Annotated in this window: 11 protein-coding genes; 2 read left to right on the forward strand and 9 right to left on the reverse strand. The window is 66.2% G+C overall.

Annotation, left to right across the window (positions count from 1 at the left end; translation table 11 throughout):
• Window positions 1-81: 81 nt before the first annotated feature.
• Both kce and AC1DN0_RS27495 read right to left on the reverse strand, forming a co-directional pair.
• A complete protein-coding gene (gene kce, locus AC1DN0_RS27490; protein WP_441633984.1) occupies window positions 82-1,014 on the reverse strand; it encodes a 3,5-dioxohexanoate:acetyl-CoA acetone transferase in 933 nt (310 codons plus the stop codon).
• A 37-nt stretch (window positions 1,015-1,051) separates the two neighbouring features.
• Window positions 1,052-1,834, reverse strand: coding sequence for an SDR family oxidoreductase (locus tag AC1DN0_RS27495; protein ID WP_441633986.1), 783 nt, complete (start codon window positions 1,832-1,834; stop codon window positions 1,052-1,054).
• Between the two features lie 104 nt (window positions 1,835-1,938).
• Between AC1DN0_RS27495 and AC1DN0_RS27500 the strand changes: the two genes are divergently transcribed.
• The gene (locus AC1DN0_RS27500; protein WP_441633988.1) at window positions 1,939-2,721 is read left to right on the forward strand and encodes a GntR family transcriptional regulator; all 783 of its coding nucleotides are present in this window, start codon (window positions 1,939-1,941) and stop codon (window positions 2,719-2,721) included.
• Between the two features lie 80 nt (window positions 2,722-2,801).
• On the opposite strand, the gene AC1DN0_RS27505 is transcribed toward AC1DN0_RS27500, so the two are convergent.
• The 7 genes from AC1DN0_RS27505 to AC1DN0_RS27535 all read right to left on the reverse strand — a co-directional run bounded on the left by AC1DN0_RS27505 (window position 2,802) and on the right by AC1DN0_RS27535 (window position 10,210).
• Complete coding sequence (locus tag AC1DN0_RS27505) at window positions 2,802-4,283, reverse strand: M81 family metallopeptidase (protein WP_441633990.1); 1,482 nt, start codon at window positions 4,281-4,283, stop codon at window positions 2,802-2,804.
• An 8-nt stretch (window positions 4,284-4,291) separates the two neighbouring features.
• Window positions 4,292-5,551 (reverse strand): Zn-dependent hydrolase, encoded by a 1,260-nt coding sequence (locus AC1DN0_RS27510; RefSeq protein ID WP_441633992.1) that lies wholly within the window; start codon window positions 5,549-5,551, stop codon window positions 4,292-4,294.
• 54 nt (window positions 5,552-5,605) lie between these two features.
• On the reverse strand, window positions 5,606-6,307 hold the full coding sequence (locus AC1DN0_RS27515; RefSeq protein ID WP_441634002.1) for an ABC transporter ATP-binding protein: 702 nt from the start codon (window positions 6,305-6,307) through the stop codon (window positions 5,606-5,608).
• Between the two features lie 5 nt (window positions 6,308-6,312).
• Entirely contained in the window at window positions 6,313-7,080 is a 768-nt protein-coding gene (locus AC1DN0_RS27520; RefSeq protein ID WP_441633994.1) for an ABC transporter ATP-binding protein, read from the reverse strand.
• Window positions 7,077-8,060 (reverse strand): branched-chain amino acid ABC transporter permease, encoded by a 984-nt coding sequence (locus AC1DN0_RS27525; RefSeq protein WP_441633996.1) that lies wholly within the window; start codon window positions 8,058-8,060, stop codon window positions 7,077-7,079. The genes AC1DN0_RS27520 and AC1DN0_RS27525 overlap by 4 nt, the downstream gene beginning before the upstream one ends.
• Window positions 8,060-8,917 (reverse strand): branched-chain amino acid ABC transporter permease, encoded by an 858-nt coding sequence (locus AC1DN0_RS27530; RefSeq protein WP_441633998.1) that lies wholly within the window; start codon window positions 8,915-8,917, stop codon window positions 8,060-8,062. Before AC1DN0_RS27530 ends, AC1DN0_RS27525 begins: the two co-directional genes overlap by 1 nt.
• A gap of 87 nt (window positions 8,918-9,004) precedes the next feature.
• Window positions 9,005-10,210, reverse strand: a complete 1,206-nt coding sequence (locus AC1DN0_RS27535) for an ABC transporter substrate-binding protein (protein WP_035872523.1) — start codon at window positions 10,208-10,210, stop codon at window positions 9,005-9,007.
• 293 nt (window positions 10,211-10,503) lie between these two features.
• Between AC1DN0_RS27535 and AC1DN0_RS27540 the strand changes: the two genes are divergently transcribed.
• Window positions 10,504-11,319 carry a FadR/GntR family transcriptional regulator gene (locus tag AC1DN0_RS27540; protein ID WP_441634000.1) on the forward strand — a complete coding sequence of 272 codons (816 nt, stop codon included), beginning with the start codon at window positions 10,504-10,506 and terminating at the stop codon, window positions 11,317-11,319.
• The last annotated feature ends 203 nt before the right edge of the window (window positions 11,320-11,522 follow it).

Here is an 11,522-nt window from a genome sequence, read left to right on the forward strand (position 1 = left end):
CTCCTGTCGGCGGTATATGTTTTGTTTTCGAAGGCAACGGCAACAGCAGCAGCGTGGCGCCGCGCAAGGCGGCGCCGGCACTCAGAACGCCACGTTGTCCGCGCCCTTCAGGCCGAGGATCTCGCGCGCCTCGTCGGGCGTCGCGACATCGATGTTCAACGCCTCCAGCACGCTGCGGATACGCAGCACCTGCTCGGCGCTCGAAGCCGCCAGCCGGCCGTGGCCGATCCACAGCGAATCCTCCAGGCCGACCCGCACGTTGGCGCCCATCGCTGCGCCGATGGTAGCCAGCGGAATCTGGTTGCGCCCGGCGCCGAGGATGGACCAGCGGTACTGGTCGCCGAACAGCCGGTTCGCGGTCCGATGCATATGCATCAGGTCTTCCGGATCGCCACCGATGCCGCCCAGGATGCCGAACACCGACTGTACGAACACCGGCGCCTTGACCAGCCCGCGATCCAGGAAATGCTTCAGGTTGTTCAGGTGGCTGATGTCATAGCACTCGAACTCGAAGCGCGTGCCGTTGGCGTTGCCGATCTTCAGGATATTCTCGATGTCGCTGAAGGTGTTCTTGAAGATCAGGTTGCGGCTGTTCTCCAGATGCTCGCGCTCCCATTCGTGCCTGAACTCCTTGAAACGCTCCAGCATCGGGAACAGGCCGAAGTTCATCGAGCCCATGTTAAGCGACGCAAGTTCCGGCTTGAAGGTGGTGGCAGGGAGCATGCGCTCCTCCACGGTCATGTGGGGGCTGCCGCCGGTGGTGATGTTGATCACGGCATTGGTGGCGGACTTGATCTTCGACAGGAACGGCCGGAACAGCTCCGGATCCTGCGACGGCCGCCCGTCCTTCGGATCGCGCGCGTGCAGGTGCAGGATGGCCGCGCCTGCCTTGGCCGCGTCGATGGCGGCAGTGGCGATTTCCTCGGCGCTTACCGGCAGGTGCGGCGACATGCTGGGCGTGTGGATCGCGCCGGTAGGGGCGCAGGTGATGATGGCTTTGGATCGGGCTGCCATGGCGGGCTCCGTATGAAATCGGTTGGTGGGGGTGCGCTCAGCTAAGGGCTTGGGTCAGGCCATCGACCACCAGTTCCTGGCCGGTGACGTTGGCGGCCAGGTCGCTGGACGCGAACAGCACCATGTTGGCGATGTCGCGCGCCGTCACCATGCGCCCCAGCGCGGCTTGCGAGGTGTAGGCGCGCGTGACTTCCTCCAGCCGCTTGCCCAGCGCTTCGGCCTTTGCCGCGATGACCGCGCGAATGCGCGGGCCATCGACCGCGCCGGGCAGAATGGCATTCACGCGGATGCCGTCCGCGCCGAGTTCCAGCGCCAGCGATTTGGTGAAGCCGATCACCGCCCACTTGGACGCCGAGTAGACCGAGCGCCCGGGCATGCCCAGGTGGCCGGCGGCCGACGACAGGTTGACGATGGCGGCGTTATTCCCCCGGCGAAGGCGCGGCACCGCCAGGCGGGTGCACAGGAACTGGCCGGTGATATTGACCGCGAGCGTGCGCTCCCAGTCAGCCAGCGCCAGGGTCTCCACGCCGCCGGTGGGGCCCGCCACGCCGGCGTTGTTCACGAGTACGTCCAGGCCGCCGAGGGTGCGGTCGACGGCCTCGAACAATGCCGCCACGTCGGCCTCGCCCGACACGTCGGCCCGGCAGCCATGCACCGCCGGCAACTCGGCCGCCAGCCGCTCAAGGCTGGCGCCCTGGACATCGCACACGAGCACGCTGGCGCCCGCCTGCGCGAAGGCGCGGGTGATTTCCAGGCCGATGCCGTCGGCGCCCGCGGTCACCAGGACCCGCTTGCCCGCCAGAGAATTGTCATTCCACATATTCGTCAGCTCCATCCATGAGGCGATATTGCTCCATTGGCGCCATGTTATATCTGTGATCACAGATCGCAAATCGGGAATACCCTATGTGCTATGATTTCCGCATGTCCCTACCCGAACTTGTGACCCCTTTGAAGCGCCAGACGCTGAGTGCCGACGTCTATGCGCAATTGAGAGAGCTGTTGATCAGCGGCCACATGATGCCCGGCGAACAGATCTCGCTGCGCAGCACCGCCGCCGCGCTGGGCGTGAGCGTGATGCCGGTGCGCGAGGCGGTCCACCGGCTGGTGGCGGAGCAGGCACTGGAACTGACGCCGAACCGCGCGCTGCGCGTGCCGGTCATGAGCGTGAGCCAGTTCCGGGAGATCACCAGCATCCGGGTCAACCTGGAAGGGCTGGCGACGGAGCAGGCGGCCGAGCACCTGAGCGATGCCGCGATCGTGCAGATCACCGCCCTGCACGACCGCTTCGCGGAAGAGATGGCACGGTCCAAGCCGGACAGCTCGCGGCTGATCTCCGTCAACAAGGAATTGCATTTCGCCGTCTACAAAGGCGCCGGCATGCCGATGCTTTTGCAGATGATCGAAGCACTATGGCTGCGCATCGGCCCGATCCTGAATCACGACCTGCGCTCCGGCTCGCGCCGCGTGGGCGAGCAGGTGGCCGTCAATCATCACGCGCGGCTTGTTGAGGCGCTCAAGCGCAAGGATGGCGTGGCGGCACGGGCCGCACTGCAAGGGGATATTGAAAGCGCGGCGGAATACATCGTCTCCGCGGGCGTGCTGCTGGCGGCGGATGCGTTCGATGAACCTGCATCCGGCCCGGACAAGCCGGCGCCAGCAACTGCGCGGCGCTCACGCGCCGCTGGCACAAGGCGCCCCGCCTGAACCTGCACGCGCCGGCACAGGCGGTTCGCCAGCGCGCGCTAAGGCATGGATTGGGGCGGCGCCCCGACAGCAATCCGCGGCTATGCGCGCCAGGCGACATCCGCATCCAGCGGATACACCGGCCGCGCCAGCCGCTGAAACGGGAACTGCGCGTAGCGCGAACTCGTCACGCCGCCGCCATCGCACTCGACCACCGCCTTCGCGATCGGCACGAATACCGGGCGGCAGTACATGCGCGATTTCAGCAGCAGGAAGCGCTGCGCCAGCGGGTCCACGCCGATGTGGGTGAAAATGCCAAGGTCCCAGTGTTCTTGCGGCGTCTCCGTCACCACCACCTGCGCCGCGCCGGTATCGAGCAGCGCGGTGCGGCCCATGCGGATGCGCAGGCCGGGGTAGGTAGGACCGCTGATCACGTATTCCCCGTCGCTGATGGCGGAGACGCTCCCGCTCAGGGTCAGCGGCGTGGGATAGACGCCGAGCTGGCTAAGCGGCACCTTGTTGCCCACCGGCAACGTGACGCTGGCGCCCACGCCGGCTTCGATCAGCGCGGCTACCGCGCGCGGGTCGCACACCGGCCCCACCGCGATGCCGGACAGGCCCTGGCGCAGCGCTTCGCGCAGCACCGCCATATCGTCGCAGGTGCCGCCGGACATGCAGTTGTCGCCGTGGTCCAGCAACAGCACCGGCCCCTTGCCGTCGGCAGCCGCCAGTTGCGCGGCACGCGCAATGGAATCCGCCAGCGGCTCGCTTTCATAGACGAAGCCGGCGCGCTCGTTCCAGATCTGCGCCGCGAGCTTGTCCGCCGCGGCTTGTGCCGCCGCGGCATCGCCATCGGCCACCACCAGCACGCTGATGCAAGGCGCCGCGATATCCGCCAGCCCGAAACCGGCCAGCACCGATACCGCCAGCATGCCACCGGCCTCGGCCTGCCGGGCCGCCGCCACCGCGCGCTGCATGGCGCCCTCGCCGGTGTTGCTGCGCAGCGTGTGCGTCACCATCGGCAAACGCCGCCATGCGAGCGCGGGCCGTATCCGTTGCCGCAGCATGCGCATCAGCAGGCGGCCGGCGTGCTCGCCGGTTTCGTACATGTCGACGTGCGGATAGGTCTTGAAGCTGACGGCGATATCCGCGTGCGCCATCATCGCCTGCGTGACGTTGCCGTGCAGGTCCAGCGCAATCGCGACCGGCACATCGGGCAGCACCTTGCGCAAACGCGCGAGCAACTCGCCCTCGCCGTCGTCGCTGTTCTCCGCGACCATGGCGCCGTGCAGGTCGAGCATCACCGCATCGCAGCCGGGGGCCGCGCTCACGATGGCGTCGCATAGCGCGGTATACGCATCGGCCGCGACGCGCCCGCTGGGGTTGGCGCCGGCCGCGACCGGCACCACTAGTTCGGCGCCCGCCGCTTCGGCCAGGTCGATGAAGGCGCCGATGGCCGTGCGCGTGCCCTTGCTGGCCCTGTAAGCGTCTTCCCCGTAGCGGGGATCGAAGGACGACAGCGGCGTCGGCACCGGCGAAAAGGTATTGGTCTCGTGGTTCAGGCGTGCGATCAGGATCTTCATGACGGGCGTCAGGACAGGTTGGCGGATTCGAGCATCACTTGCAGCAGGACATTGCAGCCCGCCTCCAGGTGCTCGGGCCTGGCGTCTTCGATCTCGTTATGACTGATGCCGTCCTTGCATGGCACGAAGATCATCGCGGCCGGCGCCACGCGCGCGAGATAGACCGCGTCGTGCCCGGCGCCGCTGATGACGTCTATCTCCGGCAGCTCCAGCCGCCGCGCGGCGGCGCGCACGGACGCCACCATGCGCGCGTCGAACGGCTGCGGCGGGAAGTACACCACCTGTTCGATGCCGATGCTTAGCCCGGTACGCGCGGCCAGTTGCGCGGCGGCTTCGCGGAAGGCACGGTCCATCTCCGACAGCGTGGCATCCGTGTCGGAACGCAGGTCCACCGTCATGGCAATGCGGCCGGGAATGACGTTGCGGGAGTTCGGGTGCACTTCCATGCAGCCCACCGTGGCGCGTCCGTGAGGCTGCCGCTCCATGGCAATGCGGTTGACGATGCCGACCAGCTCCGCGCTCACCAGCATGGCGTCGCGGCGCATGGCCATCGGCGTGGGGCCGGCATGCGCCTCCATCCCGGTGACGACCACGTCGTACCAGCGCTGGCCCAGCGCGCCCGTGACGACGCCGATCGGCACATCGCTGGCCTCCAGCACCGGACCCTGTTCGATATGCGCCTCGAAATACGCGGCCACCGGGCGCCCGCCAACCGCCTCGCCGCCGGCATAGCCGATCGCGGCCAATGCCTGCCGCACGGAAACGCCATCGCGGTCGCGCTGGCCCAGCACGCCGTCCAGCGCGAACTCGCCAACAAAGGCGCCGGAGCCCATCATGACCGGCACGAAGCGCGAGCCTTCCTCATTGGTCCACACGACGACTTCCAGCGGGTGCGCGGTCTGCACGCCGGCATCGTTGAGCGTGCGCAGCACTTCCAGCCCCGCCAGCACGCCGTAGTTGCCATCGAACCTGCCGCCGGTGGGCTGGGTATCGATATGGCTGCCGGTCATCACTGGCGGCAGCCCGTTGTTCTTGCCCGCCCTGCGCGCGAACAGGTTGCCCACCGCATCCACCCGCACTTCGCAGCCGGAGGCCCGGGCCTCCGCCACGAAGAAATCCCGGCCGAGGCGGTCCTGCTCAGTCAGTGCCAGCCGGCATACGCCGCCTTTCGGCGTCGCGCCGATCTCGGCGAGCCGCATCAGTGAATCCCACAGGCGCGCGCCATCAATGCGAAGGCTTGCCAGGGCAGGTTGGTGCTGCGTCAACATAGTGCTTCCTCTMGCTTTCACTGCTTATGCTCGTGCTTGTAGATGTCCGGCGGATCAGGCCGCAAGGCCCACGCCGAGATAGCGGTCCTTGACGGCCTCGTCCTCCCGGAACGCGGCATTGCTGCCGCTGTAGACCACCGTCCCTTGCTCCAGGATGAAATGCCGGTCCGCCAGCTGCATGCAAACCTCCAGGTTCTGCTCCACCAGCAGGATCGAGACGCCGGCCGCCTTGATCATCTTGAGCTGCGCCACGATCTCCTCGACGATGACCGGCGCCAGGCCCTCCACCGGCTCGTCCAGCATCAGCAGGCGCGGGTGGTTCATCAGCGCGCGGCCGATGGCGAGCATCTGCTGCTCGCCGCCGGACAACTGCGCGCCGCCGTTGCGGCGCCGCTCGCGCAGGCGCGGGAAGATGCGGTAGATATCGTCCAGCTGCCACGGCGACGCCTTGCGCGCGCCGAGCTTGAGATTCTCTTCCACGGTCAGCAAACGGAAGATGCCGCGATGCTCGGGCACCAGGCAAAGACCGTCCGCCGCGATCCGGTGCGGCTCCATGCAGGCGATGTCGCGGCCCTGGAACAGCACGCGTCCGCCGCGCGGACGCACCACGCCGGCGATGGCCTTCAGGGTGGTGGATTTGCCGGCGCCGTTGCGGCCCAGCAGGGTGACCAGTTCGCCGGCGCCCACCGCCAGCGATACGCCTTGCAGCACATGGCTCTTGTCGTAGTAGCCGTGCACGTCCTGGACATCCAGCATCGTCGTCATTTGCCGCCTCCGGTGATCATGTTGCCCAGGTACGCGGCCCGCACGCGCGGGTCATTGCGCACGGCGTCAGGCGAGCCTTCCATCAACACCTTGCCCTGCTGCATCACGGTCACGGTGTCGGAGATATCCATGACGATATCCATATTGTGTTCGATCAGCACCACGGTGTGATCCGCGCTCAAACCGCGAATCAGGTGCTTCATCGCGGCCAGGTCGTCGATCCCCATGCCGGACGTCGGCTCGTCCAGAAAGATGGCGCGCGGCCTTGCGGCCAGCGCCATGCCCACTTCCAGCCGCCGCTGCTGGCCGTGCGACAGCGTGCCGGCTTCCGCATTGGCGACGCGGGTCAGCTCCAGCCGTTGCAGCACGCCGTCCACGGTATCCGCGCAGGCCAGTTGCCCCAGCGGCCGCCGCCAGCAATCCATCGCGCGGCGCGGGCTAGTTCCGAGCGCCGCCAGCCGCAGGTTCTCCCGCACAGGGAGATGCGTGAACAGGCTGGTCACCTGGAACGAACGCGCGATGCCGCGCTGCACGCGCTGGTAATCCGGCTCGCGTGTCACATCCTTGCCGTCGAAGACGATGGTTCCCGCGGTCACCGTGCCGGTGCCCGTGAGCATATGGAACAGCGTGGTCTTGCCGGCGCCGTTGGGCCCGATCACCGAATGCACGGTGCCCGGCATCACCCGCAGGTCCACACCGCCCAGCGCGTTGAACTTGCCATAGGACTTGGTAATCCCGCGCGCTTCCAGAATCGCCGTTGTCATGCCTGTTCCTCCTGTCCGATCGGCTTCGCCGGTTCGCGGCTCATCTTGCGCCACAGCATCTCTCCCAGGCCCCAAAGCCCGCGCGGAATGAACAGGCTGACCGCGATCAGCAGGAAGCCGAGCAGCATCAGCCAGCGCGGCCACAAGGTCGACAGCCAGTCCGACAGCAGCACATAGAAGGCCGCACCCAGCACCGAGGCAAAGGCGTTGCCGGTGCCGCCGATCACCGTCATGATCAGGATCATCTCGCTGGTGTGATAGTCGATATTGGTCAGCGGCGCGATGCCCATCAGCATGGCGTGCAGCGCGCCGGCCAGCCCGGTGATCGCCCCCGACAGCACGAAGGCCGTCAGCTTGAAGTACCTGACGTTGTAGCCGACCGCCTGCGCGCGCTCCTCGTTGTTGCGGATCGCGAGCAAAGTGCGGCCAAACACGGACTCCGTCACACGCAACACCAGGAAGAACACCAGCAGGAACAGCACCGCCACAAAAGCGTAGAACTGCCACGGCCCGGCCAGCGAGCCCAGCTGGGTGCCGAACAGCGAGACCGGCGGGCGCGGAATATCGAGCAGGCCGTTGTCGCCACCGGTCAGGTCCGGCGTGGTGTAGGCGAGGAAGTAGAACATCTGCGCGAATGCCAGCGTGAGCATCACGAAGTACGTGCCGCGCTGGCGAATGGCGAACCACCCGACCAGCGCCGCCGCCGCCGCGCCCAGGACGATGGCAAGCACCAGCGCCAGCGGCAAAGGCAGCGCCAGGCGCGTCAGCGCGATGCCCAGGCCATAACTGCCGAGGCCGAAGAAAATGCCCTGTCCGAAGGAAAGCAGTCCGGTGTAGCCAAGCAACAGGTTGCAGGCCATCACCGCCATGGCATAGACCAGCACTTCGGTGGCCAGCGTGCCGGAGCGCATCGTAAGCGGCAGCACCAGGGTCACGCCCAGCGCCAGCAGCCAGAAGCGATAGCGTTTGAGCATCTCCATCATCCTCTCCCGAGCAAGCCATGCGGGCGCAGCAGCAGCACCGCGGCCATGGCCACATAGATCATCAGCCACGCGCCTTCCGGCCACAGCGTGCTCATCAGGCTTTGCACCACGCCGACCAGCACGCCGCCCACCAGCGCGCCGGTGAAACTGCCCAGCCCGCCCACTACCACCACCACGAACGCCACGCCCAGCGCCTCCACGCCCATGAACGGCTCGGCCCCCCGGATCGGCGCGGCCAGCACGCCGGCGATGGCCGCCGTGGCCGCGCCCAGCGCGAACATCAGGCTGAACAGGCGGAAGATGTTGATGCCGAGCAGCGACACCATCTCCGTCGATTCACTGCCCGCGCGCACCGCGCTGCCCAGGCGCGTGCCTTCCAGCAGCCACCACAAGCCGACCGCCAGCAGCGCGGTGAAGCCGATCACGAACAGCCGGTACTTCGGATAAACGAAGCTGCCCCACATCACCACGCCCTGCAGCGATTCGGGTGGCGCCACGTTGACGCCGAGCGGGCCCCAACTGGTGATGATCAGCTCCTGCGCCACCATCGCGAGGCCGACCGTTACCAGGATATGGAACTCATGCGGAAGCGCGTACACGTGCCGCAGCATGACCTTCTCGGTCAGCCAGGCAAAGGCGCCGACCAGCAGCGGCGCGGCGACCAGCGCGACCCAGAAATTCAGGCCAAGCTGCAAGGCCTGGAAGCAGAGGTAAGCACCGAGCGCATAGAAGGCACCGTGGGCAAAATTAACGAAGCGCAACAGGCCGAAGATGATCGACAAACCCACTGCCAGCAGGAAGTAGAGCATGCCGATGCCAACGCCGTTGACCACCTGCAACAGGTAGACGTTCATGGGCTTGAGCGGAAAGCTTGGACGGGAAGGATGGCCCTGGTGCGCCCCGATGCSGGGGCGCACGGCCTGTAGCTTGCAGGCGGCCCGTCAGGCCATCTTGCACAGGGTCTTGTCGACGGGCAGGAAGGACTTGCCGGCGCTGATCACCTCGGCGTAGTCGTCCTTGTCCTTCATGCGGCTCTTCGCCTTGCCCTTGAGCAGGTAGTAGTCCTTGATGACCTGGTGGTCGGCCGCGCGCACTTCCTCGGATCCGGTCAGGCCGTCGTACTTCATGCCCTCGATGGCGGCCACCACGGCCTTGGGATCGGCGGTGCCCGCCTTGATCATGCCGTCCAGCATGATCTTGGTGCAGATATAGGAACCGGCCAGGCTGTAGTTCGGATTGCTCTTGAAACGCGCGTTGCTCCGTTTGACCAGGTCGCGGTTCAGCGGCGAATCCGCGCCATGCCAGTACTGCGCGCCGAAGTACACGCCTTCGCACAACTCCGGCCCCAGCGATTCGAACTGTTCCAGCCCGGACGCCCAGGCCACCAGGATCGTGGTGTCCTTCTTCATGCCGAAGCTCGCCGCCTGGCGCAGCGTGTCGGACGACTGCTGGCCGAAGTTCAGGATCAGCAGCACATCCGGCTTGGCCGCCAGCGCGTTGGTCAGGTAGCCGCTGAATTCCTTCTCGTTGAGCCCGTGATAGCTGTTGCCGACGTGCTCGATGCCCTTTTCCTTGAAGACGTTCTTTGCCGCCGACAGCAGGCCCTCGCCGAACACATACTGGGGAGTGATGGTGTACCAGCGCCTGGCCTTGGGCATGGCCTCGATCAGCGGCCGCACGGTGCGCTCGATGGCCCCGAAGGTGGGCACGGACCAGCGGAAGGTGGCGCGGTTGCAGTCCTTGCCGGTGATCTCGTCGGCACCGGCTGTGGTGACGAATACGCCGCCGAACTTCTCCGCCTCCTTGCCCATGGCCAGCGACTCCGACGACAGGATGCCGCCGGCAAAGTAGCGCGCCGCGTTCTTCTGCGCCAGCTCCTGCATCTTGCGCACGGCGGTGGCCGGCTTGCCTTCGGTATCCAGCACGCTGTAGCGCAGGCTCTTGCCAAGCACCTTGTCGTATTGCTCCAGCACCAGCTTCATGCCCAGGTCGGCAAACTTGCCGTTGGCCGCGAAGGGGCCCGACATCGGCACCGGGCAGCCAAGCTCGATCACGTCACCCGCGGCCGCCAGCGCGGAGCGGGCGTGCACGAGTGCGGCGGGGACAGCGGACAACGCCGCCAGCTTCAACAGGTTACGACGATTCATGTCTCACYCCTCTCGATGGGGATAGCCACCCAGGATGGCCGGTAGCCGCCGCGTCAGGTGCGCGGACATCCTCCAGCCTTTTATGCTATTTATCATGATAAATAGGTGAGACGATAGTAGGAGGCGCTTCTTTCAAAGTCAATAGGAGGAAACGCAGCAAGGCGTACGCAGGCGACGCGCACCAGCGGCGCTGGCGGCGGCAATCGCAGCCTGTAGAATTGGACCCGGCGTGGCCTGGCCGGCAGCAACAGACTGGACCGGCGGCACGCGGCAATCAAAGGGATGGAAACAACATGGCACCGCTACGTGGCGAAGGCGCCAGGACGATCGAGATTCGCAAGCAGAAACGCGCCGACCTGGTTGCCGAAGAACTGAAACGCCTGATCACGCAGAAGAACCTGCGCCCCGGCGACAAGCTGCCGCGCGAGATTGCCCTGCAGCAAATGTTCTCCGTGAGCAAGAGCACGATCCGCGAGGCACTCAAGTCGCTCGAAGTGCAGGGGCTGGTCAGCGTGAGCACCGGCCCGGCGGGCGGCGGCACAATCGTGGAAGTGCAACTGGACCGCACCTTCCAGCTGATGCAGAACTACCTGTTCTTCAAAGACATCGGTATCGCGGATATCTACACCGCGCGCAAGCTGCTGGAACCCGAGCTGGCCGCGGGCGCGGTGCCACACCTGACGGAAGAGGATTTCGCCGCGCTGGAACGCACCATCGACCAGTGCGACCCGGCCTCCGCCGCCGCGATCGATCCGCTAAACCAGCGGCAGGAAGACCTGAGCTTCCACGACATCCTGGCGGCCGCCAACCCGAACCCGATGCTGCGCTTTTGCTGCGAGCTGATCAATGAAATGATCCGGCACCTGGTGGTGTTCGGCAACGACACGCCAACGTGCGAACACGAGCGCTTCGGCGCGGCGAACGTCAAGTTCCACAAGAAGATCCTGGCGGCGGCGCGGGACCGCGATGTGGAGAAGGTGCGTGCGCTGATGCTGTCGCATATGGAGGAATGCACGCGTTATGTTACGCGGATGAATGGCAAGATTAATGGGCGGTTGGTGTTGGATTCGGAGATGCCGCGGCGGGGGAAGGGGGGAAGGGGGGGGTAGGGGTGGGGGTATTGGGGAAGGGCTGCAACTTCAACTTCAACTTCAACTTCAAAAGCTTAAAGTCAAAGGCGGTTTCACCCCCCTGCGGGGGGCGACCTACTTTCTTGTCTTGCCAAGAAAGTAGGCAAAGAAGGCGCGCCGGATGGGGCGACACCCCCTCGGGATCCGGCGAAAAGAGCGGCCGGGACCCAAACTCGCATCGC

This window comes from Cupriavidus sp. 05N39 (assembly GCF_056397325.1).

What these genes read in the sequence shown, in the direction of transcription:
- kce (WP_441633984.1), bottom strand. Translation starts at nt 1,014, where the DNA reads ATGGCAGCCCGATCCAAAGCCATCATCACCTGCGCCCCTACCGGCGCG.
- AC1DN0_RS27525 (WP_441633996.1), bottom strand. Translation starts at nt 8,060, where the DNA reads ATGGAGATGCTCAAACGCTATCGCTTCTGGCTGCTGGCGCTGGGCGTG.
- AC1DN0_RS27530 (WP_441633998.1), bottom strand. Translation starts at nt 8,917, where the DNA reads ATGAACGTCTACCTGTTGCAGGTGGTCAACGGCGTTGGCATCGGCATG.
- AC1DN0_RS27505 (WP_441633990.1), bottom strand. Translation starts at nt 4,283, where the DNA reads ATGAAGATCCTGATCGCACGCCTGAACCACGAGACCAATACCTTTTCG.
- AC1DN0_RS27540 (WP_441634000.1), top strand. Translation starts at nt 10,504, where the DNA reads ATGGCACCGCTACGTGGCGAAGGCGCCAGGACGATCGAGATTCGCAAG.
- AC1DN0_RS27520 (WP_441633994.1), bottom strand. Translation starts at nt 7,080, where the DNA reads ATGACAACGGCGATTCTGGAAGCGCGCGGGATTACCAAGTCCTATGGC.
- AC1DN0_RS27535 (WP_035872523.1), bottom strand. Translation starts at nt 10,210, where the DNA reads ATGAATCGTCGTAACCTGTTGAAGCTGGCGGCGTTGTCCGCTGTCCCC.
- AC1DN0_RS27495 (WP_441633986.1), bottom strand. Translation starts at nt 1,834, where the DNA reads ATGTGGAATGACAATTCTCTGGCGGGCAAGCGGGTCCTGGTGACCGCG.
- AC1DN0_RS27515 (WP_441634002.1), bottom strand. Translation starts at nt 6,307, where the DNA reads ATGCTGGATGTCCAGGACGTGCACGGCTACTACGACAAGAGCCATGTG.
- AC1DN0_RS27510 (WP_441633992.1), bottom strand. Translation starts at nt 5,551, where the DNA reads ATGTTGACGCAGCACCAACCTGCCCTGGCAAGCCTTCGCATTGATGGC.
- AC1DN0_RS27500 (WP_441633988.1), top strand. Translation starts at nt 1,939, where the DNA reads ATGTCCCTACCCGAACTTGTGACCCCTTTGAAGCGCCAGACGCTGAGT.